Source organism: Bradyrhizobium sp. MI1.11 (assembly GCF_055811255.1).
The window spans coordinates 30,042-56,322 of sequence record NZ_JBVVPM010000050.1 but is presented as its reverse complement, the minus strand read 5'-3'; the positions used below and the strand labels follow the sequence as shown (position 1 = coordinate 56,322).

Below are 26,281 nucleotides of genomic sequence, written 5' to 3'. Positions count from 1 at the left end.
ATCCTGCATTCCAAAAACAGTCCACAAAGTCAAATGCGATCCTAGCTCAATCGCTTAGCCGCTCTTCACGGACGACTGGTTATGGGTCCCGGATCAGCGCTCGCTTGTCCGGGACGACATCGGAGAATGCAGGGACAGCTCGCCAACAAACAAGCCTGCAACCCTACACCTGCTCCGCCTTCGCAAACCGATCATCCAGCGCGTAGCCGGCGCCGCGGACGGTGCGGATCGGGTCTTGCTCGCGGCCGAGATTGAGCAGCTTGCGCAGGCGGCCGATATGCACGTCGACGGTACGCTCGTCGATATAGATGTCGCGGCCCCAGACGCTGTCGAGCAGTTGCTCGCGCGAGAACACCCGGCCCGGGTGCTCCAGGAAGAACTCCAGCAGGCGATATTCGGTCGGACCGAGATCGATCGGCCGGCCTGAGCGCGCCACGCGGCGCTTGTCGCGGTCGAGCTCGATGTCGCCAAAAGCAAGCACGGTGGCGAGCCGCTCGGGGCTCGCGCGCCGCAGCAGGCCCTTCACGCGCGCCAGCAGCTCCGGCACCGAGAACGGCTTGACGATGTAATCGTCGGCGCCGGTCGCAAGACCCCGCACCCGCTCGCTCTCCTCGCCGCGCGCGGTGAGCATGATGATCGGGAGCTGCTTGGTCTCGGGACGGGTGCGAAGCCGGCGGCACAGTTCGATGCCTGACAGGCCCGGCAGCATCCAGTCGAGCACGATCAGATCGGGGATGTGCTCCTTGAGGCGGGTGTCGGCGTCGTCGCCGCGCATCACCGTCTCGACGTCATAGCCGTCGCCTTCGAGGTTGTAGCGGAGAAGCTCGGTCAGGGCTTCCTCGTCCTCAACCACCATAATGCGTGCGCCCATCGGGTCGTCGCTCCCTTAAGTCTTCAGGTGTTCGGTACCGTGTTGGCGAAGGTCGTCATGTCGCCCTTCGGCCGCTTGTCGGTGATCGCCTGGCCCTCGATCATGTAGAACACGGTCTCGGCGATGTTGGTGGCGTGGTCGCCGATCCGCTCAATGTTCTTGGCGCAGAACATCAGGTGAATACAGAACGAGATGTTGCGCGGATCCTCCATCATGTAGGTGAGGAGCTCGCGGAACAGCGAGGTGCAGATGGCGTCGACTTCCTCGTCGCCCTTCCACACCGCCATCGCCGCCGGCAAATCATGCGCGGCATAGGCGTCCAGCACCGACTTGACCTGCTGCTGCACGAGGTCGGTCATGTGCTCGAGGCCGCGGAACAGCTTGAGCGGATGGAAGTCCGTCTCCAGCGCCGCGACGCGCTTGCCCATGTTCTTGGCGAGGTCGCCGATGCGCTCGAGATCGGTCGCGACGCGCATGGCGCCGACGATCTCGCGCAGATCGACCGCCATCGGCTGGCGGCGGGCGATGGTGAGCACCGCACGCTCCTCGATGCGCTTCTGCAGCGCGTCGAGCTCGGTGTCGATGGCGACGACGCGCTGGCCGAGCGGGACGTCGCGGCGGATCAGCGCGTCGACGGACTCGACGATCATGCGCTCGGCGATGCCGCCCATCTCGGCGACCAGGCGGGTGAGTTCCTGGAGGTCGGTGTCGAAAGCCTTTGCGGTATGTTCGGAAGCCATGTCGCGTCTCCTCAGCCGAACCGGCCGGTGATGTAATCCTGCGTGCGCCGGTCGGTCGGCGACGTGAAGATCTTGCTGGTGTCGTCGAACTCGATCAGCTCGCCGAGATACATGAAGGCGGTCTTGTCGGAGACGCGCGCCGCCTGCTGCATGTTGTGGGTGACGATCGCGATCGTGTAATCCTCGGACAGCTCCTGGATCAGCTCCTCGACCTTGGCGGTCGAGATCGGGTCGAGCGCCGAACAGGGTTCGTCGAACAGGATCACCTCGGGCCGCACCGCGACGGTGCGGGCGATGCAGAGGCGCTGCTGCTGGCCGCCGGAGAGCGACAGGCCGGAGGCGTTGAGCTTGTCCTTGACCTCGTTCCACAGCGCGCCGCCGCGCAGCGCCTTCTCGACGCGGCCGTCCATTTCGGACTTCGAGATCTTCTCATACAGGCGGATGCCGAACGCGATGTTCTCGTAGATCGTCATCGGGAACGGCGTCGGCTTCTGGAACACCATGCCGACGCGGGCGCGCAGCAAATTGAGGTCCAGCTTGCCGTCGAGGATGTTGGTCTGGTCGAGCATCAGCTGACCAGTGGCGCGCTGGCCGGGATAGAGGTCGTACATCCGGTTGAAGATGCGCAGCAGGGTCGACTTGCCGCAGCCCGACGGACCGATGAACGCCGTGACGCGATTGGCGCCCAGCGTCAGGTTGATGTTCTTCAGCGCGTGGTGCTCGCCGTAATAGAAGTTCAGGTTGCGCACGGTCACCTTCGGGGGCGCCTCCGGCAGCACCGGCGCGTGGGGCAGCCCACCGGCCGCGCTCATCGATACGGAAAGATCACTCATTTTGCGGTCCTCTCGGCGCCAAGGATGCGCGCGCCAATATTAAGGGCAAGAACGGTCAGGGTGATGAGCAGCGCCCCGCTCCAGGCCAATTGCTTCCAATAGGCATAGGGGCTCTGCACGAAGTTGTTGATGGTGACAGGCAGGTTCGCCATCGTCTTATTCAGGCCGAGGCTGAAGAACTGGTTCGACAGCGCGGTGAACAGCAGCGGCGCAGTTTCACCGGCGACGCGAGCGGTTGCGAGCAGCACGCCGGTGATGAGGCCGGAGCGCGCGGCGCGATAAGCGATCCGCTTGATCACCAGCGAACGCGGCAGGCCGAGCGCCGAGGCCGCCTCGCGCAGCGCGTTCGGCACCAGCAGCAGCATGTCCTCGGTCGTGCGCAGCACCACCGGGATCACGATGACCGCGAGCGCGAGCGAGCCTGCGATCGCCGAGAAGCCGCGCATCGGCACCACCACCGCGCCGTAGATGAACAGGCCGATGATGATCGAGGGCGCCGAGAGCAGGATGTCGTTGATGAAGCGGATCACCGAGGTCAGCCGGTCATTGCGGCCGTATTCGGCGAGATAGGTGCCGGCGAACATGCCGAGCGGCGCGCCGATGCCGACGCCGATCACGGTCATGATCAGCGAGCCGACGATGGCGTTGAGCAGGCCGCCCTCGTTCGATCCGGGAGGCGGCGTGTTCTCGGTGAACAGCTGGACATTGAGTCCCGCCAGTCCATTGTAGAGCAGCGTGATCAGGATCAGCGCGAGCCAGGTGACGCCGAAGGCCGTTGCGGCGATGCAGAGCCCGCGAACGACGATGTCCTTGCGGCGGCGGCGTGAATAGATCGGATTCATGGCGCTAGTTCCCCGCCTTCTTTTCCAGCCGCATCAGCATCAGCCGCGCCGCTGCAAGCACGAAGAAGGTCAGCACGAACAGCAGGAGACCGAGCAGGATCAGGCCGGACTGGTGCAGGCCGTCGCTCTCGGCGAACTCGGATGCGATCGCCGCCGAGATCGTGGTGCCCGGCGCGAAGATCGACGACGAGATCCGGAACGAGTTGCCGATGATGAAGGTCACCGCCATGGTCTCGCCGAGCGCCCGGCCCAGCGCCAGCATGACGCCGCCGATGACGCCGACGCGGGTGTAGGGGATCACCACGCTGCGGACGACTTCCCAGGTGGTGCAGCCGACGCCGTAGGCGGCTTCCTTCAGCACCGGAGGCACGGTCTTGAACACGTCGACTGAGATCGAGGTGATGAAGGGCAGCACCATGATGGCGAGGATCAGCGCGGCATTGAACAGGCTGAGATAGGACGGGGGACCTGCGAAGATCGCGCCCAGCACGGGCACGCCGTCGAAGATCTTGATCATGAAGGGCTGGAACGTGTTGGCGAGGAACGGACCCAACACGAAGAAGCCCCACATGCCGTAGATGATCGAGGGGATGCCGGCGAGCAGCTCGATCGCCATGCCGATCGGGCGGCGCAGCCATTGCGGGCAGAGCTCGGTGAGGAAGATCGCAATGCCGAGACCCACGGGAATGGCGATCAGCATCGCGATGAAGGAGGTGACGAGCGTGCCGTACATTGGCCCGAGCGCGCCGAGCACCGGCGGATCGGCCGACGGCGCCCAGCGCTGCGTCCACAGGAACGAGACCCCGAATTCCTTCATCGCCGGGAAGGCGCCGACGATCAGCGAAATGATAATGCCGCCGAGGATCAGAAGCACCGAGATCGCGGAGAGCCGCGTGATCCAGTAGAAGGTAACGTCGCCGAGCTTGAACGCGCTCAAGGCCTTGGCGCGATCATACGGTCCGGCGTCGTCGATTACATCGCTCTGAACGGCCATCTCTGCCACGCCGATCCCCTGTACTAAATAGCATACGTTTTTTTGTTGGTCCGTGCCCCGGATGCGGCGCATCGCATCCGGGGCACGAGCGTCGCGAAGCTAGCTCTTGATTTCGGCAGCCCAGGTCTTCTCGATCAGCTGAACGACCGGGTCCGGCATCGGGATGTAGTCGAGCTCTTCAGCCGCCTTGCCGCCGTTCTTGAAGGCCCAGCGGAAGAACTTGATGGCTTCCTGCGAGGCCGCCTTGTCGGTGGCGTCCTTGTGCATCAGGATGAACGTCGCCGCCGTGATCGGCCAGGACTTCTCGCCGGGCTGGTCGGTCAGGATGACGTAGTAGCCGGGAGCCTTGGCCCAGTCGGCGTTGGAGGCGGCCGCCTGGAACGCTTCGACGGTGGGCTGCACCGGCTTGCCGGCCTTGTTGACGAGGCCGGTGTAGGTCAGCTTGTTCTGCTTGGCATAGGCGTACTCGACGTAGCCGATCGAGTTCTTGGTCTGGCTGATATTGCCCGATACGCCTTCATTGCCCTTGGCGCCGACGCCGACCGGCCACTCGACCGCGGTACCCTCACCGACCTTGCTCTTCCAGTCCGCGCTGGCCTTGGCGAGGTAGTTGGTGAAGTTGAAGGTGGTGCCAGAGCCGTCCGAACGGCGGACCACGGTGATGGCCTCCGAGGGCAGCTTCACGTTCGGGTTGAGCTTCTTGATCGCGGCGTCATCCCATTTGGTGATCTTGCCGAGATAGATGCTGGCCAGCGTCTCGCCGTCGAACACCATCTCGCCGGGCTTCACGCCCTCGATGTTGACGACGGGAACGATGGCACCCATCACCATCGGCCACTGGACGAGGCCGTCCTTCTCGAGCTGCTCGGCCTTGAGCGGCGCGTCGCTGGCGCCGAAGGTCACGGTCTTGGCCTGGATCTGCTTGATGCCGCCGCCGGAGCCGATCGACTGGTAGTTCAGACCGTTGCCGGTCTCCTTCTTATAGGCGTCAGCCCATTTGGAATAGATCGGGAACGGGAACGTCGCACCGGCACCGGTGATATCGGCAGCAAAGGCCGCCGTCGTCGATGCGGCGACGATGCCAGCAGCGACGAGTGTTTTGAGGAAATTCATGCTGGTCTCCATACAGGGGAGCGAAGCGCCATCCGCGCCCGATCGCGCTCCCCGTGCCGCCCCTTTAGGAGCGGACAGCTGAGCTTTTACGAAGGTTTGGTGACAGTCGGATGACAGCGTTAAGCAGCTGAAATCGCTGGAATTTAGCTCAGAGCCGCAGGCTTGCCCTGGGGGAAACAGGCGGTGAAAGTGGCGCCCTGTTTGGGCACGCTTTCGATCAAAAGCCGGCCGCGATGGCGGTTAAGAATATGTTTCACCAGGGATAATCCGAGGCCGGTGCCGCCCTGCGAGCGGCTGTCGCCGACATCGACCCGGTAGAACCGTTCGGTTAGCCGCGGCAGGTGCTCCGGCGCGATGCCGGGGCCGAAATCCCGGACCAGGACCCGGATTTCCTGAGTTCCATCAGGGGCGGCGCCTGGCATCAGCGACACGATGACGCGACCGCCCGCGGCGCCGTATTTGAGCGCGTTCTCGATCAAATTCTCGAACAGCCGGAGCAGCTCCTCGCGGTCCCCCGCGATCAGTACCGGGGTCTCAGGGAGCTGGGTCTCGACCTCGACCTGGCGTTCCCGCGCCAGCGGCTCGAGCCCGTCGGCGACCTGCAAGATGATCGGCAGCAGGTCGACCAGGGTGTCGGGCCGCACATGGGCGGACAGTTCCACCCGCGACAGCGACAGCAGATCGTCGATCAGGCGCGCCATCCGGGTGGCCTGGTTGTGCATGATGCCGAGGAAGCGCTCGCGCGCCTTGGGATCGTCCTTGGCCTGGCCCTGGAGCGTGTCGATGAAGCCGGACAGCGCGGCCAGCGGCGTGCGCAGCTCGTGGCTGGCATTGGCGACGAAATCGGCCCGCATCTCCTCGACCCGACGCAGCGGCGTCTGGTCGTGGAAGGTCATCAGCATGCATTTGTCGGCGCCGCCGAAGGTGGTCGGCACCGGCACCGGCGTGATGGTCAGCTCCATCCAGCGATCGACCGGGACATGGTCGAGATAGGTCGCGCGCCGCGGCTCGGTGGTCGCGATCGACTCGCGCAGCGCCGTGATGATCTCGGGCGAGCGCAGCGCGAACTGGGCAAGCTCATTCCGGCGCAGCGCCGGCGCGAGCTGGGCGGCAGCAGCGTTGAGATGGATGACGCGGCCGGCGCGGTCGAGCAGCACCGCGGGATCGGGCATGCCGGCGACCACCGCGGCGACCGCCGCGCTCTCGACCGGATTGACGCGGCGGGTCTCTTCGCGCGAGGCGGCAGTATCGTGCAGGCGCCACGGGATCAGCGCTGCGGCCGCGACGCAGAAGAACACTGCGATGGCATGCAGTGCCGACAATTCGCCCAGCGAGACCACCACCGACAGCGCCAGCGCCGCGGCGATCAGGATGACGGTCGAGTGCCGCAGCCGGTCGGACCAGGGCTGGGAGGAGGGAGAAGATGGGGCGTCGATCGCCATCGGGGCGGGCTTCTCCAAAGGACGTTGCGCCGGTCAGGCGCCGCTGTCGCTGCGCTTTCTCACGTAAGCGGCTTTAGGCGCGGGCCCGGGGTCGAGCTTGAGCGCCGCCTGCTGCAGGCGCTTCGATCGTGCGCCGATGATAACTTCGCGAAACGTCAGCAAGATTACAGATATGACGAAAGGGGACAGATAATAGAGGACGCGGAACAGCAGCATCCCGCCCAGCAGCTCCTCGCGGTCCATCTGCCAGAGCCCGACCAGCATGGCCGCGTCGAACACGCCAAGGCCTCCGGGCGAATGGCTGGCAAAGCCGAGCAGCGTGGCCGAGACGAAGATCACCGCGACCACCACGAAGCCGAGATTGGGCTCGTCCGGGACCAGCACGTACATCGCCAGCGCGCAGAAGCCGAGATCGATGATGCCGATCGCGATCTGGAGCAGCGTCAGCGGGCCGCCCGGCAGCATCACGGTCCAGGGCCCGCGGCCGACCATCCGGGGCTGGGTCCAGACCCAGACCACGTAGGCGACCAGCCCGACGATGATCATCATCGCCAGCATCCGGTTCAGCCAGGGCGGAAGCATGTCGATCGAGGCCGCGGCCTCCGGATGATAGGAGATGCCGAGGCCCAGCACCGCGGCATTGCCGAGCCAGAAGGTCAGGCCGGCGAGGAAGCAGATCTTTGCGACGTCGATCGCGTTCAGGCCGTAGGCGGAATAGATGCGGTAGCGCACCGCGCCGCCGGTGAAGACGCTGGCGCCGACATTGTGGCCGATCGAATAGCTGGTGAAGGCGGCGAGCGCGTTGATGCGATAGGGCACGTGGGCGTGGCCGATCGCGCGCACGGCGAACAGGTCGTAGAAGGTCAGCGTGAAATAGCCCGCGGCGACGAACAAAGCCGCCAGCGCAATCTGGCTCGGCTCGGTGCTCTTGATCGCTTCGAGGACTTCGTTGACATCGATGCCGCGCAGCATGTGGTAGAGCACATAGCAAGCGATGCCGATGACAGCGACGCTGATCACAACTCCAAGCTTATGCAGGATTTGCTTCTGGCGCAGAAACGTCATCGCCCTGCGTATGGCTTCCAGCATCTAGACCTCGAACAACGCTTCAGCGGCCGGGGTGGCCAGCGAACAGGCGGACGACGCACGGGCACTCGACGAATCCTCGTCAGCGGCTCCGGCATCGCGCATGCCCCCTGCCCCTCCACTAGCGCGTTTTGGGGCGGAGTGGAATTCGACAATTCGAACAAAAAGTCGTGGCTTCAAGGTTTTAGGCAGGTTGCGGGCTCCTGATGCACGGTTTGGCGCTTTCGGCGGCAAGCCTGACGCGAATCTCCATGGCAATCCTGCGCAGACGCCATGAAGTTTTGATGATTTCGGCCGTACAATGTTCCGTCACGGCTTAAGTCGAAATCAATCTATGGGCGGGATTCCGCTGTTGAAAGAGGTCGCTCCGCGCGCGGCCGCTGCGGCGCGCACGATTACGTGGCCGACGGCTCGCGCTCGATCATCCGGTTGCACTGCGACATCACAGACGTCATCGCGGCCGCCGGCCAGCGGCCGCGATGAGCATGTCGTTCGGAGGTAGCGTTCTGCTCAGGCCGCAAGCTGCGGGCGCACCGCCTCGATGCCCGCGATCCAGCCGGCCACGGAGCGCCCGATCGCCTCGGGGTGATCCTCCTGGAGGAAATGCAGGCCGGCGCCGAGACGAACCAGCGCGCAGTGCTTCAGGGAGGCTGCAAACCGTTCGGCAAATTCCGGTGCGACCAGAGCTCCGGGCTCGCCGGTGAACAGGAGCTTTGGATAGGACGACGCGGCCAGCGCTGCATGCGCGGACTGGAGCGCCTCATAGACGTCAGCAGGCTCGCCTCCGATCGGCAGTTCGCGCGGAAGCGCAAGAACGGGCCGGCGGCTCTCCGGCGTCGGGAACGGCGTGCGATAGGGCGCCATCTCGTCCTCGCTGAGCTTGCGCACGATGCCGCCCGGCAGCACGCGCTCGACGAAGGCATTCGCCTCGAGGATCATCGCCTCGCCCTCGCCCGGCGTCCTGAATTTACGGAAGGCCGCCCGCGCCGCCTCGGCATGCTCCTGCTCTTCGGCAACCTCGGTGTCGTGGAAGTCCTGCCAGGTCGGCATCGGACGGATGAACTCCATGAAGGCGAGGCCGCGCACGAAATCCGGGCGGCGCTCCGCAAGATGAAATGCGAGCGCCGTGCCCCAATCCTGTGCGACCAGATAGGCCGACGTAAGGCCGCGCTGTTCGATGAAGGCATCGACATAGCGGACGTGGTCGAAGAAGCGGTAGTCGATGTCGGGCTTGTCGGACTGACCGAAGCCGATGTTGTCGGGCGCGAGGCAATGCGCGACCGGTGACACCAAGGGCATGATGTTGCGCCAGATGTACGAGGAAGTCGGATTGCCGTGCAGGAAGAGCGCGACCGGCGCGTTCTGCGCGCCTGCCTCACGATAGGCCATGCTGCTTCCGAGGACGGACGCTTTGCGAATCTTGATCTCGATCTGCTTGGTCATGTCAGCTCCTTGAACACGGTTTGGAATGCGATGGTCTTGAAACGTTCGAGCGCTTTGGGATTGCGGTCGACCTTCATGCGCAGGATCGCGCCCTGCCAGGACGCGAGCAGGAAGTCGGCGAGCTCCTCAGGCTCGAAATCGGAGGCAATCTCGCCGCTGGTTTGGGCATCCCTGATGCAGGCGGCGAACGGCATGCGCCATTCAGCAAAGATGGCCGCGAGGCGCCCGCGCAGCATCTCGCTGCTGCCGGTCGCCTCCAGACTGAGATCGCCAATCAGGCAGCCGCGGCCGTAGCCGTCCGCTTCGAGCCGGCCAGTGATGATGTCCAGGTAGCGCTTCAGCCGCGCCCGCGGGGTCAGCGAGGTGTCGTCGAGCGCCTCGGCGACCAGCGCCCTTGTGATCTCGAAGTAGCGGTCGAGCACCTCGGAGGCGAATGCTTCCTTTGAGCGGAAATGATTGGTGAAGGACCCCTGCGGCGCGCCCGCAGCAGTGGTGACGTCGCGCACGCTGGTGCCGTGATAGCCGGTCCGAAACATGACCTTCAGGCCGGCGTCGAGAATGGCGTCTTTGAGTGAGGGCTTTGGCATGGCGTTATAATACGTACGTACGTATTGATGTCAAGCGCCATATCCTCGCCCTTGAAATCTGATGGCGGAGCAGGTGATGAGCGCGATAGCGGGCGCGCGTTTGCCTCTCAGCTCAGCCGCTCAGGCCGGCGGCATGCTGCGCGCGACCACCCGATCGCGCAGCCAGGCGCCAATGGCGCCGCCGACGAGATAGCAGGCGAACATGATCAGACCGAGGTCGAGCCAGTAGCCGAAGCGGCCGGGGACCACATGCGCGAACGAGGCCGCGACCAGGCCGGCAACAAACACGGCGAGCCAGCGCGCGGTCACCTTCGAGGTGCCGTTGCCGCGTTGGACCACCGAGATCCAGCCCATGCAGAAGCCGAGTAGCAGCGAGCCGATCAGCCAGCCCAGATGGAACGAGACGAGATAGGGCATCGTCACCTCACCAGAAATTCGATGCGGCGGTTCTGCGCCTTGGCGTCTTCGCTGTCATTACCGGCGACCGGCTGCGTGCTGCCGTAGCCGACCGCGGTGAAGCGGCTGGCAGGCAGGCCGGCCTTGACCAGATAGTCGATCACCGCCTGCGCGCGCTTCTCCGAGAGTGCCTGGTTGAAGGAATCCTCGCCGTCGGCATCGGTATGCCCGGCGACCTCGATATTGGTGGTGGGACAGCGCAATGCCGTCTCGATCAGATGATCGAGAATGCCGGCGGAATCCGGATCGATCTCGGCGCGCTTCGCCCCGAACCGAATCTTGGCCTTGGCCAAAAGCTCGGAGAACAATTGCTGGCACACGGTGCCGTCGACCGGCCCGGCCGCGGGTTTCACCGTGATTTCCGGCTTGTACTGCCAGTTTTTCGGAAAATCCTTGCCGAGGCTTGCGCGGATGTCGTTGGCGGCACCTTCATAGAGCGCATCGCCCGACAGCTTCACCTCGCGGTCGGACACGACGAGCGTGCCGGTCGACAGTCGCGACAGCGCGCCGAGCGCCGCGACCACGGCGGGGCTGAAGGAGCCGGGCGCGCCGACGCTGGCCTTGAGATTGTCGACGATTTTTTCGTTGAAGAATTTCCGCGACGCGCTGGTGGCGATGGCCGCGTGGACATTGTTGTCGGGAACATAGCCGGTCAGCGTCACCGTCGCGGCCACCGGATCCTTGTAGGCCTGGAAGACGTAAGGCGGCGCCTTGACGTCGTTGGCGGCGATCGAAAAGCCCTCGGGCAGGTTTTTCAGCGCCGCTGCGACCGCTTCGCGGCCGCCGAGATCGCGCGCCATCCCCGACAGAGTGACTTTGGTGTCCGTGATCGTGATCTTGCCGTCCTTGAGCTTGCCGATCTGATCGAGCAGCAGCATCGCAGCCGCCTCGAACCGCGGCGGTGCACCGCGCGCCAAACCCATCTGATCGGCCACCTCGGTACCGGCGACCTCCTTGCGGGCCGCCTCAGTCAGGCGGCCCTTCATCGACGGCAGGGGCGCGGAGCCTGACAGCGTGACCCGCACCACGTCGCGTTCGGCGTTCCAGACGAAGGGCTTTGCCTCGGGCACAAGGCGGGTCCGGTCGTCGACCAGGCGCACGCCGGGCACGGTCTCGACCGCCACAACAGCGTCGCGGCGACCCTCCTCGGAAAACGCGTCCGCAGCCAGGCTGACGTCGCGGCCGTCCACCGCGATCCGGGTCTTGTCCAGAACGGTGTCCTTCAGAGCCGCCGAGCTGCGGGCGGAAAGGTCCGCCTCGACCGGCAAAGTGTTATTCCAGGCCGCAAATCCCCACATGACGGCCAAGGGGATGAGCCCCGGCCACCATTTGCTGGCCCACCTGAAAAGCTTCTGCATTCGACGACCCGAACTCTGGAACCGGAGACAAAACAAACCCTTGGCGGGCTGTCAAACCGGAAATGACGCCCTTCCGAAGGCCGGGCGTGGACAATTGGAATAACTTTTTCTTCAAGGGTTCTTCCGTAAGTTGAAGGCGGAATGCCAAAGTCCGCCAGCGGGTCATGAAACAACTCCGTAACAACGTCATCCGCGCCGGGCTGGAAGCACTCTATTTCAGCGGCGCCCACCACCTGTTGCGGCCGCTTTTGTCGGGCGTCGGCGCCATTTTCATGCTGCATCACGTGCGGCCGGCCCGCGCGGCGGCGTTCCAGCCGAACAGGCATCTCGAAGTCACCCCCGAATTCCTGCGCGCGACCCTGCGTCATCTGCGCTCGCGCGAGATCGACATCGTCAGCATGGACGAGCTGCATGAGCGGCTGGTGCGGCGCCGGTTCGACCGCCGCTTCGCCGCCTTCACGCTCGACGATGGCTATCGCGACAATCTCGATTTTGCGCTGCCGGTTCTGCGCGAATTTGACGCGCCTCTGGCGGTCTATGTCGCCAGCGATTTCGCGGAGGGCACGGGCCGGCTGTGGTGGGAGGCGCTGGAGGCCGTCATCGCCAAGACCGAGCAGATCGAGGTGACGATCGGCAATGCCGCGCTGCGGCTCGATGCGACGACGCCAGCCGCCAAGCAGGCGGCGTTCGACCGCCTGCACGACTGGTTGCGCGCGCTGCCCGGCGAGCACGATCTCAAGCGCGAGATCGAGGCGCTCTGCACGAAATACGGCGTCGACATGGCCGCGCTGTGCCGCAGCCTCTGCCTGTCCTGGGAGGAGGTGAAGACATTTGCCGCCGATCCCCTGGTCACGATCGGCGCGCATTCCGTCAGCCATTGCAATCTCGCCAAGCAAAGCGAAGCGATCGCCACGCAGGAGATGGCCGTGAGCCGCGCGCGGATCGAGCAAGCGCTCGGCCGCAACGTCCAGCATCTGGCCTATCCCTATGGCGATCGCGAGGCGGCGGGCGAGCGTGAATTCGTGCTCGCTGCATCCGCCGGCTTCAAGACCGCAGTGACGACGCGGCCCGGCATGCTGTTCGCCGAAAACGCCGGCCACATGACGGCGCTGCCACGGGTCTCGCTCAACGGCAATTACCAGGACACGCGGATTCTGCCGGTGCTGACCTCGGGCGCTGCGACCGCGATGTGGAACGGCTTCCGCAGGATCGCGGCGGCGTAGTTTCGAATCTCCGCTGTCGTCCCGAATTCAGCCGTCGTCCTGGCGAAAGCCAGGACCCATTGCCACCGCTGTCCATTTTGCGACGCGCTCGGGCCACAGCTCATTCAAACAACTCTATCCTGGGGTAATGGGTCCTGGCTTTCGCCAGGACGACGATGCGGCGCCTTCCTTGACTCCCCTCCCCACCCCGCCCACAACCGGCGCAAACAAAGGGAGGCACCATGTTCAACGATCTGTTCTCGCTCAAAGGCCGCGTCGCACTGGTGACCGGCGGTTCGCGCGGCATCGGCAAGATGATCGCGGCGGGATTTCTCAGCGCAGGGGCCGCGAAGGTCTATATCACCGCGCGCAAGGCCGGGCCTTGCGAAGCCACCGCGAACGAGCTGTCAGGCCGATATGACGGTGAGTGCATCGCGCTGCCGATCGACATCTCGACCGTCGACGGCTGCGACAGGCTCGCTGGCGAAATCATCAAGCTGGAGCCGAAGCTCGACATCCTCGTCAACAATGCAGGCGCGGCCTGGGGCGCGGAGTTCGACGAATTCCCCGAAAGCGGCTGGGACAAGGTGATGGACATCAACGTCAAGTCGCTGTTCTTCCTGACCAAGGCGCTGGCCAAGCCGCTGCGCGCGGCGGCTTCGCATGAGCGGCCCGCCAAGGTCATCAACATCGCCTCGGTTGACGGCATCTTCGTCAATCCCGGCGAGACCTACTCCTATGCCGCGAGCAAGGCCGCGGTGATCCATTTGACGCGGCGCATGGCGACGAAACTGATCAAGGACAACATCAACGTCACCGCGATTGCGCCCGGCGCGTTCAAGTCCGACATGAACCGGGCTGCGCGCGACCATTCGGACGAAGTCGCCAAGCGCATTCCGGCGCGGCGGATCGGAACCGACGAGGACATGGCCGGCGTGGCGATCTATCTCGCCTCGCGCGCGGGTGACTACGTGGTCGGCAACACCATCGCGGTGGATGGCGGCGTGGTGTACGCGAACGCGGGGCTGGAGATCGCGGGGTAGGGGCTCGAGCCCGCCGCGCGGACAGTGCGCTCCCTCGCCCCGTTCTTACGGGGAGAGGGTTGGGGTGAGGGGCTCTCTCCGCGCGTGAGATTGTCGCCGCACCTGTACCCCCTCACCCGGATCGCAAGAGCGATCCGACCTCTCCCCGCAAGCGAGGAGAGGTGAAGAAGATACCTACGACTCGATCCTCACATACTCGAAATCGCCGGGCTTGTTGTCGATGCCGACTTTCGGCGGCGAGATCCAGGAGGCGAACTGGCCGGTCTCGGTGACGGGCTGCATCAGCGAGGTGATGAAGTCGCCGTCGGCGGTCGATGGCAGCCATTCGTCCTTGCGCTTCGCCCAGGTTGCGTCGTCGATCAACAGACCATCCGGCGTCGCGTGGATGCCCTTGAACTCGCCGATATGGCGATGGAAGGCGACGTTGGGCAGCTTGAGCTGAAACTGGTAGCCCGCGGTCGAGATCACCTTGTTCCAGCGCAGCATGCCCTTGACGCAATCCTGGCTGTAGTCGTCGCGCAGGCGCATGTTGAGCGCGGTGAGCGCCGGCTCGTCCACCAGCTTGATCTCGCCGTCGATGAACTTCAGCACCGGATAGGTGGCGTTCTTGAGCTGATGATCGTCGTCGATCTGGGTCTCGTGATAGCGGCCCTTGATGCCGGTGTTGAAGGCGTTCGCCGCGTTGGTGGAGACTTCCGAGCCAAACAGATCGAGCGACAGCGTATAGTGCAGGTTCAGCTTCTTCTGGATAGTCGGCAGGTCGATCACGCCGAGCGCGCGGACCTTCGCGATGTCGGTGGGATCGGTGATGCCGGCTTCGCGCATCGCATCGCAGGTGCGCTGCACGACGCGGGTGATGCCGGTCTCGCCGACGAACATGTGGTGCGCTTCTTCCGTCAGCATGAAGCGGCAGGTGCGTGACAAGGGATCGAAGCCGGACTGCGCCAGCGAATGCAGCTGCATCTTGCCGTCGCGGTCGGTGAAATAGGTGAACATGAAGAAGGACAGCCAGTCCGGGGTCGCCTCGTTGAAGGCGCCCAGCATGCGCGGCGAGTCAGCGTCACCCGAGCGGCGGCGCAACAAATCGTCAGCCTCTTCACGTCCGTCGCGCCCGAAGTACTTCTGCAGCAGGTACACCATCGCCCAGAGGTGACGGCCTTCCTCGACATTGACCTGGAACAGATTGCGCATGTCGTACAGCGAGGGCGCGGTCTTGCCGAGGTGGCGTTGCTGCTCGACGGAGGCAGGCTCGGTGTCGCCCTGGATCACGATCAGACGGCGCAGCATGGCGCGATATTCACCCGGGACTTCCTGCCAGGCCGGCTCGCCAAAATGCTCGCCGAACGGCACGACCCGGTTCTCTTCCTGGGGAGCAAGGAGAATGCCCCAGCGATACTCGGGCATCCGCACGTAATCGAACTTGGCCCAGCCGCGCGGATCGACCGAATAGGCGGTGCGCAAGTACACCAGCGATTCCTGGAAGCCTTCCGGCCCCATGTCTTTCCACCAGTCCATGTAGCCGGGATGCCAGCCCTCCAGCGCTTTGAGCACTTGGCGGTCTTCGGCGAGATTGACGTTGTTCGGAATCTTGGTCGAGTAGTCGACGTTCATGATGTTCATGTTCATGGCCGTGCTCCTTGGTCTGTCTTCTGTCCCGGACCCTGCGCAGCGCGAAGCGGTGCGCTGCAGAGCCGGGACCCATTGTTCGGTCCACATGGGTCCCGGTTCTGCGCAGCGTCACCATAGCGCGTTGAAGACGCGCGTTGCGCTTTTGGTGCCGCAGCGCGCCCGGGACACGAGAATCGTTACACCCGCGTCATATCGAATTTCGGCTTCTGGCCGCTGCCGTAGCGGCGCAGCGCGCCTTCCTCGCCGACCGCGTTCGGGCGCTGGAAGATCCAGTTCTGCCACGCGGTGAGGCGCGAGAAGATTTTCGATTCCATCGTCTCGGGGCCGACGAAGCGAAGGCTCGCTTCCATGCCGGTGAGGCTGTCGGGCGAGAAGCTGGCGCGCTCTTCCAGGAACACGCGAACTTCATCATCCCAGTCGATGTCGTCGAGCGCGAAGGTGACGAGGCCGAGCTCTTCGGCCTGCTCGGCGTCCAGCGCCGTGCCCATCGTGGCTTCCGCGCGTTCCACATCGGACGGATCGGCCTGGAAGCGCGACTGAAGCCGCGTCAGGCCATGACTCATCGGATACGGGCCAAAATTCATCGCTGACAGTTCGATCGACGGCGGCGGGCGGTTGTCGCCCTGGCGCGTGCCGATCAGCATGTAGGAGCGGTCGGCGGCGAAGACGAGCTCGGCGAGCGTGCCGGCAAAGCAGGAGCCGGGCTCGACCAGCGTCACCAGCGTCCGCGAGGTGACGTCGATGCGCTTCAAGACACGCTTCCAGTAGTGCCTGATTTCGTTGACCAGCCAGTGCGCCTTGTTGGCTTCGAGGAAGGCGTCGCAGGCGAGCACATGGGCGCGGTCGCCATGGCTTTTGAACACCAGCATGGCGATCTCGAGCTCGTTGATGCGCAGATGCAGGATGGCGTCGTCGAGTTCGCGCGCGACCTGAAGCGGCCAGAACGCGACACCCTGCGCCATCATGCCGTCGATGTCGGCGGGCGGCGCGGCTTCAGGCGCCTTGATCGAGATCGTGGCGATCCGCGCCGCGCGGTCGATATCGACCGTGACAAAGCCGTAGCGGATGCTGGTCTCGTCGATGATGCGCTTGAGCGGCGTCAGCGCGATGCCCTTGCCGCTGCCCTTGCGCTTCGAGCTGTCGGCGAATTCCCTCGCGCGCTCGGCAACCTTGCCTTCGAGCTTGCTGTTCGGCGCGATCTCGTCGACCAGGCGCCATTGCACGGCGCGCTTGCCCTTCACGCCTTCTTCGATGGTGCAGAAGAAATCAGCGTGATCGCGGCGCACCTTGCGCTTGTCGACCACACGGGTGAGGCCGCCGGTGCCCGGCAGCACCGCGAGCAGCGGCACTTCGGGCAAGGCGACGGCGGACGCGCCGTCATCGGCGAGCATGATGTAGTCGGTGGCGAGCGCGAGCTCATAGCCGCCGCCGGCGGCCGAGCCGTTCACGACGGTGATGAAGCGCTGGCCGGAATTCTCCGACGAGTCTTCCATGCCGTTGCGGGTCTCGTTGGTGAACTTGCAGAAATTGACCTTGTGGGCATGGGTCGAGCCCGCGAGCATGCGGATGTTGGCGCCGGCGCAGAACACCCTGTTCTTGGCCGAGCGCATCACCACGACCTTCACCTCGGGGTGCTCGAAGCGCAGGCGCTGAACCGCGTCGGCAAGCTCGATGTCGACGCCGAGATCGTAGGAATTGAGCTTGAGCAGATAGCCCTCGAACAGGCCGCCATTCTCGTCGACGTCCATGGTCAGAGTGGCGACGTCACCGTCGACCGCGAGCTTCCAGTGCCGGTAGCGGGACGGCTCGGTCTGGAAATCGATGAATGTCGCGCCGCCTGAGAGGCGTCGATCTTCCCCGGCCATGGGCCACCCTTGAGTTCGTTTTGATTTTACCGTTAGATGAACAATAATGCATATTATTGCGCGCGTCTAGTCCTTAACGGCTCCCACATGCATTTTGTTGCATGTCTTCTCGCAGGGCCGCTGCAGCAAATTGCTCAATCGCGTCAAGGGTCGCTCCCGGCGCCTCGCGATGCGGAGAATGCGCCGCGTCTGACATGACTTTCAAATCGACCGGGCAATAGCATTCTTGCTGCGCGATCTCAGCCTGACGCAGCGTCCCGTATTGGTCGTCCACGCCTTGAAGGATCAGGACAGGAACGCGGATATAGGCGAGATATTCCGAGATATCCCAGTCGCGGAATTTCGGATCGAGCCAGGCGGCGTTCCAGCCATAGAAGGCGTTGTCGACCTCCTTGTGCCAGCGCGCGAGCTTTGACTTGAGATCGGTGGTCTCAAAGGCGGTCTTGATCGCGGCGATGGATTTCACCGAGATGTCCTCGACGATGAAATGCGGCGCGATCAGCACCAGGCCGCTCAGGCGATGATCCTGATGCGCGCCGGCGTAGATGGTCGCGATCGAGGCGCCGTCGGAATGGCCGAGCAGCAGGCCGCGCTTGAAGGCAATCGCATCGAGGATCTTCGGCAGCACGTCCAGCGCCTCGCGCTGCATGTAGTCAAGCGGCCGCGGCAACGTCACCGGGCTCGATTGGCCATAGCCTGCACGCGAATAGACGAAGATGCCGGCGGAGGTGGCCTGCTGGAGCTTTTCCGGGAAGTCACCCCATAGGCCGACGGAGCCGAGGCCTTCGTGCAGCATGACGATGGTGGGTGAATCGGCGGATTGCGGCGCCAGCCATTTGTATTCGAGGCTGGCGCCATCGATGCTGAGAAAGCCGGTGGAGGCGAGATTGGTCATGTTCTGTCGCTCTTCTTCGCGCGCGGACTTGGAACGAGACGCGGCCGCTGGTTCAGTCGTTCCCTCCCCCCTTGTGGGGGAGGGCTAGGGAGAGGGGTGCCACACGGGGATTCCGGGCGTGACGAAGAACATCTGGCGCGTGACGACGAACACCGCTTCCTGGGCCACCCCTCTCCCCGCCCTCCCCCACAAGGGAGCGCAGCGAGATTCGGCGCGACAGAAACGCAAGACATCCACGCACTCAATTCGCCCCGTCCCGCAGCTTGAACCGCTGGATCTTGCCCGTCGCCGTCTTCGGCAGCGAGTCCACCACATCGATCCAGCGCGGATATTTCCACGGGCCGATCTTCTGCTTGACGTGGTCCTTGAGCATCTCCTGCAGGCCCGTCGTCGTCGCGCCGGGGCGCAGCACGACGAAGGCCTTCGGCTTCAGCAGACCTTCCGGATCGGCTTCGGGCACGACGGCAGCTTCCAGCACGGCGGGATGCGTGATCAGCGCGCTCTCGACCTCGAACGGCGAGACCCAGATGCCGGAGACCTTGAACATGTCGTCGGCGCGGCCGCAGAAGGTGTAGCGGCCCTCGGCATCCCTGACATATTTGTCGCCGGTGCGGGTCCACGGTCCCTCGAACGTGCGGCGGCTCTTGTGGCGCTGGTTCCAGTAGCCTTCGCCGGCGGAGGGCGCATCGACCAGGAGCTCGCCGACTTCGCCGTCGGCGACATCCTGTCCGGCTTCGTTGACCAGCCGCACCGCATAGCCCGGCACCGGCTTGCCGGAGCAGCCGTATTTGATGTCGCCGGGCGCATTCGACAGGAAGATGTGCAACAGCTCAGTCGAGCCGACGCCGTCGAGAATGTCGACGCCGAAGCGCGCCTTCCAGCTGTTCCCGACGGATTCCGGCAGCGCCTCGCCGGCGGAGGTGCAGATGCGCAAATTCTTGCCGCCACGCTCGCTCTTCATGCTCTCGTCGTTGAGCATCGCCGCGAACAAGGTCGGCACGCCGTAGAAGATCGAGGGGTTGTAGCGGTTCATCAGGTCGAACATGCGGGCGGGCGTCGGGCGCTCGCTGTTGAGCACGACGGTGGCGCCAACCGACATCGGAAAGGTCAACGCATTGCCGAGACCATAAGCGAAGAACAGCTTTGCCGCGGAAAGGCAGACGTCGCTCTCGCGAATGCCGAGCACCTGTTTGGCGTAGGTGTCCGCAGTTGCCTGGAGATTCGAATGGATATGCCGCACGCCCTTGGGCATGCCCGTCGACCCTGACGAATAGAGCCAGAACGCCGGCTCATCCGGATGTGTCGCAGCGGTCGTGAACCGGTCGCTCTCGTCCGCAATCTCCTCGGCGAGCTGCTTGTGACCATTCTGCTTGGCGCCGGAGACCACGACATGCTCGAGATCCGGCATGCGGCCGACGACGTCCTTGATGACGGGATAGAGCGCTTCCGAGACGAACAGCGCGCGCGCACGGCAATCGGCGAGGATGTAGGCGTATTGATCCGATGTCAGCAGCGTGTTGAGCGGCACCGGCACGATGCCGGCGCGGATCGCGCCCAGAAACAGAAGCGGGAAGTCGATCGTATCCAGCATGATCATCGCCACGCGCTCTTCGCGGCGGACACCGAGCCGGCGCAGCATGTTGGCGGCGCGCCGCGTTTCGCGCTGGAGCTCGCCATAGGTGAGCCGCGAGACGGTGTCGTCGAAGGCGAGCTTGTTGCCGCGTCCCTCCTCGACGTTCCGGTCGAGCAGCCAGGTCACCGCGTTATAGGATCCCTCGCTCACGGACTTCTCCCCTGAATTTAGAATTATAATTCATAGAAAGACACCGCATTGGCTTGCTGTCAATGCCAGCAGGCACTATGTTTCATTAATACGCGCCGCAGGACCTCCTTAAAAGAAGACATCCGCTCAAGCAGGCCCATGATCCGTAGTCCATGACCGACAGTCCCGACGCCGAATCCCGATTTCTCGAACAGCTCGGCCAGCGCGTGCGCACCACGCGCGCGCTGCGCGGCATGTCGCGCAAGGTGCTCGCCAAGGTATCAGGAATATCGGAGCGCTACATCGCGCAGCTCGAAAGCGGCAAGGGCAATGTCTCCATCGTGCTGCTGCGCCGCGTCTCCGACGCGATGGGCGCGCATCTCGAGGACCTGCTTCCCTCGGTCGATCCGACCCCGGACTGGCAGATGTTTCGCGATCTCCTGCGCAAGGCGACGCCAAGTCAGATCGCGCAAGCCAAGGATTTGCTCGCGGGCGGCAGCGCCTCCGCGCCGCGGCGCGCGCCGTTCTGCGGCATCGCGCTGATCGGCCTGCGCGGCGCCGGCAAATCCACGCTCGGCCGGATGCTGGCGAAGAAGGTCGGCTGGACTTTTGTCGAGCTCAACAAGGAGGTCGAGCAGCAGAACGGGCTCTCGGTCGCCGAGATCATCGCGCTCTACGGCCAGGAAGGCTTTCGCCGCATGGAGCAGGCGGCACTGCAGCAGCTGCTCGCGCGCAACGAGCTGATGGTGCTGGCGACCGGCGGCGGCATCGTCTCGGAGCCCCTGACGTTCGACCAGATCCTGTCGTCGTTCTACACGATCTGGTTGAAGGCCGAGCCCGAGGAGCACATGGCCCGCGTCCGCCGCCAGGGCGATCTGCGTCCGATGGCCGACGACCGCTCCGCCATGGCGGAGCTGCGCAACATCCTCTTGAGCCGCGAGCCGCTATATGCGCGCGCGACGGCGGTGGTGGACACGGCAGGACTGTCCGTCGATGCCGCCGCGGCGCGCCTGGTTGATGCGGTGCGGCCGGTGCTGCAGAACGAAGCACGCAGCTTCGGGCTGCGCAGCGTGGCGCTGTAGGTCCGAACTCCCATGACCGACAGCGACGTCGCAATCTCCATGTTCGAGCGGATCGGCGGCAGCGCCACGATCGACCTGTTGGTCGATCGCTTCTACGAGCGGATGGATACGCTGCCGGAGGCGAAGATCATTCGCGCAATGCATGCGGACGACCTCGGCCTCATCAGGGATGTGCTGAAGCGCTATCTCACCGAATGGACCGGTGGCCCGAAACTGTATTCGGTCGAGAAGGGCCACCCGCGGCTGCGCCAGCGCCACATCGGCTTTGGCATCGGCGATACCGAGCGCGACGCGTGGATGCTCTGCATGCGCGGCGCGCTGGAAGAGACGGTGACGGATAGCGCTGCGCGACAGGATCTCGATCGTGCGATATCGGGCCTCGCCGACTGGATGCGCAACCGGTCGTGATTTTTGCACAGGCGCGTAGCCCGGATGAGCGAAGCGACATCCGGGTCTTCACGATGACTTTCCCGGGTATCGCTTCGCTCACCCGGGCTACAAGAGTTGCGACCGCACCGCCTCCGCGCCCTCGCGCAACAGCGGCAAAAATCGCTCGATCAACTCCTTGGCCGGCACCCGGTCAACATGAGCGCCCATGTTGATGGCGGCGACGATGACATCGTCATAACGACGCACCGGGACTGAGATCGAGCGGAAATGCGGCTCGGCCTCGCGGTCCACCAGCGAATAGTTTTGGGTGCGGTCGGCGGCGATGCGTGCGAGCAGCGCCTTTGCGTCGGTCACCGTCTGCGGCGTCAGCGCCTCGCGCTTCATCGCTTTCAGGCGCGCAGCAAGCTCGGCATCATCGAGCTGCCCGAGCATGGCGCGCCCGACCGAGGTGCAGAACGCCGGAAGCCGATAGCCGATCTCCAATCCGCCTGAGAACATCCGCGTCGGACTGCTGCGTGCGACGAACACGACCTCATCGCCGTCGAGTACCGCGAGCGAGGAGATTTCGTTGGCCGCTGTCGCAACGCGGTCGAGCACCGGCTGCAGGACCGTGACGAGCTGGCTGGAGCGCAGATACGACGCCGCCAGCGTCAGCACATGCGGCGTCAGCGAGAACAGTTTTCCGTCGCCGCTGACGAAGCCGCCGCGCTGGAGCGTGAACAGCATGCGCCGCGCGGTGGCGCGTGGAAGCTCAGCGGCACGGGCGAGATCGCTGAGTGTCATCGGTCCAGCCGTGGTGCCGAAGCATTGCAACAGGCGCAGCCCGCGATCGAGGCTCTCGACGAAATCCGTCGCGCGTTCGTCGCTCTCGCTTCGCTTCAGCTTGGGCATGGGTGTCGGGATCCTGCAAAATAGTGCTTGCTGCCAGACCAAGGCATGTCATAATTCGCCCATTCGTTCAATAGGCGGACAAACGCCACTCCACAAAGGATGCACTCGCCATGATGAGCCAGGAGCAGAACGACCTGATCACCCGCACCGGTCCAAAGGACCCCTGCGGGAAGCTGATGCGAAGCTACTGGCAGCCGGCGGCGCTGGTGGACGAGCTCGACGGCGATCGTCCGATCCGCCCCGTCAGATTGCTCGGCGAAAATCTGGTGCTATTCCGCGACGAGACCGGACGCTACGGGCTGATCGATCGGCACTGCGCGCATCGCGGCGCCGATCTCGCGTTCGGACGGCTCGAGCATGGCGGCCTGCGCTGCGCCTTCCATGGCTGGCTGTTCGACGCCACCGGGCAATGCATTGAAACCCCGGCGGAGCCGAAGGACTCAAAGCTCTGCCAGAACATTCGTCAGCGCTCTTATCCCGTGGTGGAGAAGAGCGGCATCCTCTGGGCTTATCTCGGCGAGGGTGAGCCGCCGGCCTTTCCGGAGCTCGACTGCTTCGTCGCGCCCGGCACGCACACCTTCGCGTTCAAGGGGCACATGGCCTGCAACTGGCTGCAGGCGCTCGAAGTCGGCATCGATCCCGCGCACGCCTCCTACCTGCATCGCTTCTTCGAGGACGAGGACACGTCCACGGCCTACGGCAAGCAGTTCCGCGGCGCATCGGCAGGCTCCGACCTGCCGATGACGAAGATCTTGCGCGAGTACGACCGTCCGATCATCAATGTCGAGCACACCGAATACGGCCTGCGGCTGATCGCGCTGCGCGAGATCGACGAGGAGCGCACCCATGTGCGCGTCACCAACCAGCTCTTCCCGCACGGTTTCGTCATCCCCATGAGCACGGAGATGACGATCACGCAGTGGCACGTGCCGGTCGACGACGAGAACTGCTACTGGTACGCGATCTTCACGAGCTACGCGAACCCCGTGGACAAGAAGATGATGCGCGACCAGCGGCTCGAGCTCTATGAGCTGCCGGATTACAAATCTCGCAAGAACAGGACCAACGATTACGGTTTCGATCCGCACGAGCAGCAGACGGCGACCTATACCGGCATGGGCACCGACATCAACGTCCACGACCAGTGGGCGGTGGAATCGATGGGCGCGATCCAGGACCGCACCAGGGAGCACCTCGGCACGAGCGACAAGGCGATCGTGCAATACCGCCGCCTGCTGCGGCAGGAGATCGAGAAGGTCGCAGGCGGCGAGAAGCCGATGCTGCATCTCGACGAGGCCACCGCACGTTCGATCCAGGGCCCGGCGACCATGGACGGCATCGGGCCGACACGAGGCTGGGAGATCTACTGGATGGAAGCCGACGTCAAGCGCCGCCGCAGCGCGCCGTGGACGGCGCCGGTGCCGAAGGAGATCGCGGACAACGTGCATCGGCTGACGGCGGCGGAGTGACGTTCGTGCACGGAAGCGGTAGGGTGGGCAAAGGCGCAAAGCGCCGTGCCCACCATGCTTCCACGAAGACGATAGACGCGGTGGGCACGCTTCGCTTTGCCCACCCTACATCAGTTGGGAGAGTGGCAAAGTGACTTTCGTCGCGCGTCATGCGCTGTGGTCGGATGAGCAGAACGACGCGGCGACACGCATGCGCCGCATCGTGGAGGAGAAGAACCTCGAGGTCATCCGCCTCGCCTTCCCGGACCAGCACGGCATTTTGCGCGGCAAGACCATCGTCGCGGCCGAGGCGATCGCTTCGCTGGAGAGCGGCTGCTCCATCACCACCACCATGCTCGCCAAGGACACCTCGCACCGCACGGTGTTTCCGGTGTTCACGTCGGGCGGCGGCTTCGGCATGAAGGAGATGGAGGGCGCGGCCGACGTGCTCATGGTCGCCGACCCCGCGACGTTTCGCGTTTTGCCATGGGCGCCGACCACGGGCTGGGTGCTGTGCGACCTCTATTTCAACGACGGCCGCCCGGTGCCGTTCGCGACGCGCGGGCTCTATCGCAAGGTGCTCGACGAGCTCGGCACGCGCGGCCACGATTTCGTGGCGGGCCTCGAGGTCGAATTCCACATCTTCAAGCTCGACGACCCGCATATGCGGCCCGAGGACGCCGGCCAGCCCGGCACGCCGCCTTCGGTGAGCCTGCTCAGCCACGGCTATCAATACCTCACCGAGCAGCGCTTCGATCAGATGGAGCCGGTGCTGGAGATTTTGCGGCGTGACATCGTCGCGCTCGGGTTGCCCTTGCGCTCGGTCGAGGTCGAGTTTGGGCCGAGCCAGTGCGAATTCACCTTCGCCCCGAAGAAGGGCCTGGAGCCCGCGGACAACATGGTGCTGTTTCGGAGCGCCGTAAAGCAGATCGCGCACCGCCACGGTTATCACGCTACCTTCATGTGCCGGCCGAAACTGCCGAACCTGTTCGCGAGCGGCTGGCATCTGCATCAATCGATCGTCTCGCGCGCGACCGGCGAGAACCAGTTCATGGCGAACGAGGGCAGCGAACCGCTCAGCGCGTTCGGCAAGGCCTATCTTGCCGGCCTGCTCGACCACGCCCGCGCCTCCACCTTGTTCACCACCCCGACCATCAACGGCTACAAGCGCTACCGCTCCTATTCGCTGGCGCCGGACCGCGCGATCTGGGGCCGCGACAATCGCGGCGTGATGATCCGCGTGCTCGGTGGCGCCGGCGATGCCGCCACGCGGCTGGAAAACCGCATCGGCGAGCCCGCCGCCAATCCCTATCTCTACATGGCCTCGCAGATCCTCTCAGGCCTCGACGGCGTCGACCGCAAGCTCGATCCGGGCCCCTCGGCCGACACGCCCTACGAGACCAAGGCGCCGCTGCTGCCGAAGTCGCTGCGCGATGCGGTCGCCGCCCTGAAGGACGATCCGTTCTTCCGCGAGAAGCTGGGTGCGGAGTTCGTGGACTACTACACCCACATCAAGAACGCCGAGATCGACCGCTTCCTGTCGGAGGTGACCGATTGGGAGCACCGCGAATATTTCGAGATGCTTTGATCTCCTCCCTCTGACCTCCTCCCTTGCAGGTGGAGGCGCAGCGGCTCAATGCTCACACCCCCGTGAGGTGACTTCGTCCCACCTGTTCCGGCGACATCAGGTCGCGGTCCGACGAAACCATTTTCGTCACGTGCCGAAAACCGCCGGAAAAACACCGGGGTTAACCTTTGTCCAGTGATCAACAACGGAGTTCGGTCATGTGGGGTCAATTGTTCAGCCTGATCTATCGCCTGTCCTGCCGGACCACTCTGATCGAAATCGGCGCGCATCGGCTGGCGCGCTGATGGGCCAGTCAGACGCCAATAGGTAAGCCGGATTGACCAGATAACGGGGATTTCCATGCGAAAGCTGATCCTGATCGCAGCGCTCTCGCTGTTCGCAACACAAGCACATGCCGGCGGTCCGCGCAGTCTGAGCCTTGCAGCGACCAGTGCAAACCAACCGGCGGCCGAGCAACCGGCCTCGCCGACAGCCGCACCGCAGACGACGCAAGCCCCGGCGGCAACGCAGCCGGCGAATGTCCAGACGGCAATCACCAGCCCGGCTTCAGCCGCGGCCACCGCGCCGACGCAACCCTCGGCCACACCGGTGACCAGCACGACCGAGACGACCAAGCCGAAGCGCCGCCAGCCGTCCACGGAGGCGCGCGTGATCCGCGAACTGCATCGGCATGGGATTTACTGGTGATTGCCAATGTCGTCCTGGCGAAAGCCAGGACGCA

Annotated in this window: 24 protein-coding genes; 7 read left to right on the top strand and 17 right to left on the bottom strand. The window is 64.5% G+C overall.

The window, feature by feature from the left end; all coding sequences use genetic code 11:
- Nucleotides 1–163 precede the first annotated feature (163 nt).
- The 12 genes from phoB to AC0L30_RS33430 form a co-directional block, all read right to left on the bottom strand.
- Nucleotides 164–871: a phosphate regulon transcriptional regulator PhoB gene (phoB, locus tag AC0L30_RS33485; RefSeq protein WP_007597871.1), complete on the bottom strand. Its 708-nt coding sequence runs from the start codon at nucleotides 869–871 to the stop codon at nucleotides 164–166.
- 23 nt (nucleotides 872–894) lie between these two features.
- The gene (phoU, locus tag AC0L30_RS33480; RefSeq protein WP_007597873.1) at nucleotides 895–1,611 is read right to left on the bottom strand and encodes a phosphate signaling complex protein PhoU; all 717 of its coding nucleotides are present in this window, start codon (nucleotides 1,609–1,611) and stop codon (nucleotides 895–897) included.
- Nucleotides 1,612–1,622: 11 nt separating this feature from the next.
- The gene (gene pstB, locus AC0L30_RS33475; protein ID WP_007597875.1) at nucleotides 1,623–2,444 is read right to left on the bottom strand and encodes a phosphate ABC transporter ATP-binding protein PstB; all 822 of its coding nucleotides are present in this window, start codon (nucleotides 2,442–2,444) and stop codon (nucleotides 1,623–1,625) included.
- Nucleotides 2,441–3,286 carry a phosphate ABC transporter permease PstA gene (gene pstA, locus AC0L30_RS33470; RefSeq protein ID WP_007597877.1) on the bottom strand — a complete coding sequence of 282 codons (846 nt, stop codon included), beginning with the start codon at nucleotides 3,284–3,286 and terminating at the stop codon, nucleotides 2,441–2,443. Before pstA ends, pstB begins: the two co-directional genes overlap by 4 nt.
- A 4-nt stretch (nucleotides 3,287–3,290) precedes the next feature.
- Nucleotides 3,291–4,280 carry a phosphate ABC transporter permease subunit PstC gene (pstC, locus tag AC0L30_RS33465; protein WP_007615692.1) on the bottom strand — a complete coding sequence of 330 codons (990 nt, stop codon included), beginning with the start codon at nucleotides 4,278–4,280 and terminating at the stop codon, nucleotides 3,291–3,293.
- A gap of 99 nt (nucleotides 4,281–4,379) precedes the next feature.
- Entirely contained in the window at nucleotides 4,380–5,393 is a 1,014-nt protein-coding gene (gene pstS, locus AC0L30_RS33460; protein ID WP_007597882.1) for a phosphate ABC transporter substrate-binding protein PstS, read from the bottom strand.
- Nucleotides 5,394–5,536: 143 nt separating this feature from the next.
- Nucleotides 5,537–6,835, bottom strand: coding sequence for an ATP-binding protein (locus AC0L30_RS33455; RefSeq protein WP_007597885.1), 1,299 nt, complete (start codon nucleotides 6,833–6,835; stop codon nucleotides 5,537–5,539).
- A 33-nt stretch (nucleotides 6,836–6,868) separates the two neighbouring features.
- Nucleotides 6,869–7,924, bottom strand: a complete 1,056-nt coding sequence (locus AC0L30_RS33450; protein ID WP_007597887.1) for a putative bifunctional lysylphosphatidylglycerol flippase/synthetase — start codon at nucleotides 7,922–7,924, stop codon at nucleotides 6,869–6,871.
- Nucleotides 7,925–8,431: 507 nt separating this feature from the next.
- Nucleotides 8,432–9,364, bottom strand: coding sequence for a haloalkane dehalogenase (locus AC0L30_RS33445; protein ID WP_007597888.1), 933 nt, complete (start codon nucleotides 9,362–9,364; stop codon nucleotides 8,432–8,434).
- A complete protein-coding gene (locus tag AC0L30_RS33440; RefSeq protein ID WP_007597889.1) occupies nucleotides 9,361–9,951 on the bottom strand; it encodes a TetR/AcrR family transcriptional regulator in 591 nt (196 codons plus the stop codon). Before AC0L30_RS33440 ends, AC0L30_RS33445 begins: the two co-directional genes overlap by 4 nt.
- Before the next feature lie 120 nt (nucleotides 9,952–10,071).
- Nucleotides 10,072–10,368, bottom strand: a complete 297-nt coding sequence (locus tag AC0L30_RS33435; protein WP_007597890.1) for a hypothetical protein — start codon at nucleotides 10,366–10,368, stop codon at nucleotides 10,072–10,074.
- Between the two features lie 2 nt (nucleotides 10,369–10,370).
- Nucleotides 10,371–11,765 carry an OmpA family protein gene (locus tag AC0L30_RS33430; protein WP_007597891.1) on the bottom strand — a complete coding sequence of 465 codons (1,395 nt, stop codon included), beginning with the start codon at nucleotides 11,763–11,765 and terminating at the stop codon, nucleotides 10,371–10,373.
- A 164-nt stretch (nucleotides 11,766–11,929) separates the two neighbouring features.
- Here AC0L30_RS33430 and AC0L30_RS33425 point away from each other — a divergent pair, with 164 nt between their 5' ends.
- A complete protein-coding gene (locus AC0L30_RS33425; protein WP_007597893.1) occupies nucleotides 11,930–12,988 on the top strand; it encodes a polysaccharide deacetylase family protein in 1,059 nt (352 codons plus the stop codon).
- 221 nt (nucleotides 12,989–13,209) lie between these two features.
- Nucleotides 13,210–14,010 (top strand): SDR family oxidoreductase, encoded by an 801-nt coding sequence (locus tag AC0L30_RS33420; RefSeq protein ID WP_473406149.1) that lies wholly within the window; start codon nucleotides 13,210–13,212, stop codon nucleotides 14,008–14,010.
- Nucleotides 14,011–14,184: 174 nt separating this feature from the next.
- Here AC0L30_RS33420 and boxB read toward each other — a convergent pair whose 3' ends face one another.
- The 4 genes from boxB to AC0L30_RS33400 all read right to left on the bottom strand — a co-directional run bounded on the left by boxB (nucleotide 14,185) and on the right by AC0L30_RS33400 (nucleotide 20,182).
- Complete coding sequence (boxB, locus tag AC0L30_RS33415; protein WP_007597900.1) at nucleotides 14,185–15,636, bottom strand: benzoyl-CoA 2,3-epoxidase subunit BoxB; 1,452 nt, start codon at nucleotides 15,634–15,636, stop codon at nucleotides 14,185–14,187.
- A 179-nt stretch (nucleotides 15,637–15,815) separates the two neighbouring features.
- Nucleotides 15,816–17,504, bottom strand: coding sequence for a 2,3-epoxybenzoyl-CoA dihydrolase (gene boxC, locus AC0L30_RS33410; protein WP_007597902.1), 1,689 nt, complete (start codon nucleotides 17,502–17,504; stop codon nucleotides 15,816–15,818).
- Nucleotides 17,505–17,577: 73 nt separating this feature from the next.
- Nucleotides 17,578–18,399: an alpha/beta fold hydrolase gene (locus AC0L30_RS33405; RefSeq protein ID WP_473406148.1), complete on the bottom strand. Its 822-nt coding sequence runs from the start codon at nucleotides 18,397–18,399 to the stop codon at nucleotides 17,578–17,580.
- A 241-nt stretch (nucleotides 18,400–18,640) separates the two neighbouring features.
- Nucleotides 18,641–20,182: a benzoate-CoA ligase family protein gene (locus tag AC0L30_RS33400; protein WP_473406147.1), complete on the bottom strand. Its 1,542-nt coding sequence runs from the start codon at nucleotides 20,180–20,182 to the stop codon at nucleotides 18,641–18,643.
- A 152-nt stretch (nucleotides 20,183–20,334) separates the two neighbouring features.
- On the opposite strand from AC0L30_RS33400, the gene AC0L30_RS33395 reads away from it, so the two are divergent.
- Both AC0L30_RS33395 and AC0L30_RS33390 read left to right on the top strand, forming a co-directional pair.
- Nucleotides 20,335–21,243, top strand: coding sequence for a helix-turn-helix transcriptional regulator (locus AC0L30_RS33395; RefSeq protein ID WP_473406146.1), 909 nt, complete (start codon nucleotides 20,335–20,337; stop codon nucleotides 21,241–21,243).
- Nucleotides 21,244–21,255: 12 nt separating this feature from the next.
- Nucleotides 21,256–21,651 (top strand): group II truncated hemoglobin, encoded by a 396-nt coding sequence (locus tag AC0L30_RS33390; RefSeq protein ID WP_219679028.1) that lies wholly within the window; start codon nucleotides 21,256–21,258, stop codon nucleotides 21,649–21,651.
- A gap of 87 nt (nucleotides 21,652–21,738) precedes the next feature.
- On the opposite strand, the gene AC0L30_RS33385 is transcribed toward AC0L30_RS33390, so the two are convergent.
- A complete protein-coding gene (locus AC0L30_RS33385; RefSeq protein WP_354127020.1) occupies nucleotides 21,739–22,524 on the bottom strand; it encodes an IclR family transcriptional regulator domain-containing protein in 786 nt (261 codons plus the stop codon).
- A 110-nt stretch (nucleotides 22,525–22,634) separates the two neighbouring features.
- Here AC0L30_RS33385 and AC0L30_RS33380 point away from each other — a divergent pair, with 110 nt between their 5' ends.
- The 3 genes from AC0L30_RS33380 (at nucleotide 22,635) to AC0L30_RS33370 (ending at nucleotide 26,247) form a co-directional block, all read left to right on the top strand.
- A complete protein-coding gene (locus tag AC0L30_RS33380) occupies nucleotides 22,635–23,993 on the top strand; it encodes an aromatic ring-hydroxylating dioxygenase subunit alpha (protein ID WP_473406145.1) in 1,359 nt (452 codons plus the stop codon).
- A gap of 130 nt (nucleotides 23,994–24,123) precedes the next feature.
- The gene (locus tag AC0L30_RS33375) at nucleotides 24,124–25,560 is read left to right on the top strand and encodes a glutamine synthetase family protein (RefSeq protein WP_473406144.1); all 1,437 of its coding nucleotides are present in this window, start codon (nucleotides 24,124–24,126) and stop codon (nucleotides 25,558–25,560) included.
- 339 nt (nucleotides 25,561–25,899) lie between these two features.
- Entirely contained in the window at nucleotides 25,900–26,247 is a 348-nt protein-coding gene (locus AC0L30_RS33370) for a hypothetical protein (RefSeq protein WP_354200158.1), read from the top strand.
- The last annotated feature ends 34 nt before the right edge of the window (nucleotides 26,248–26,281 follow it).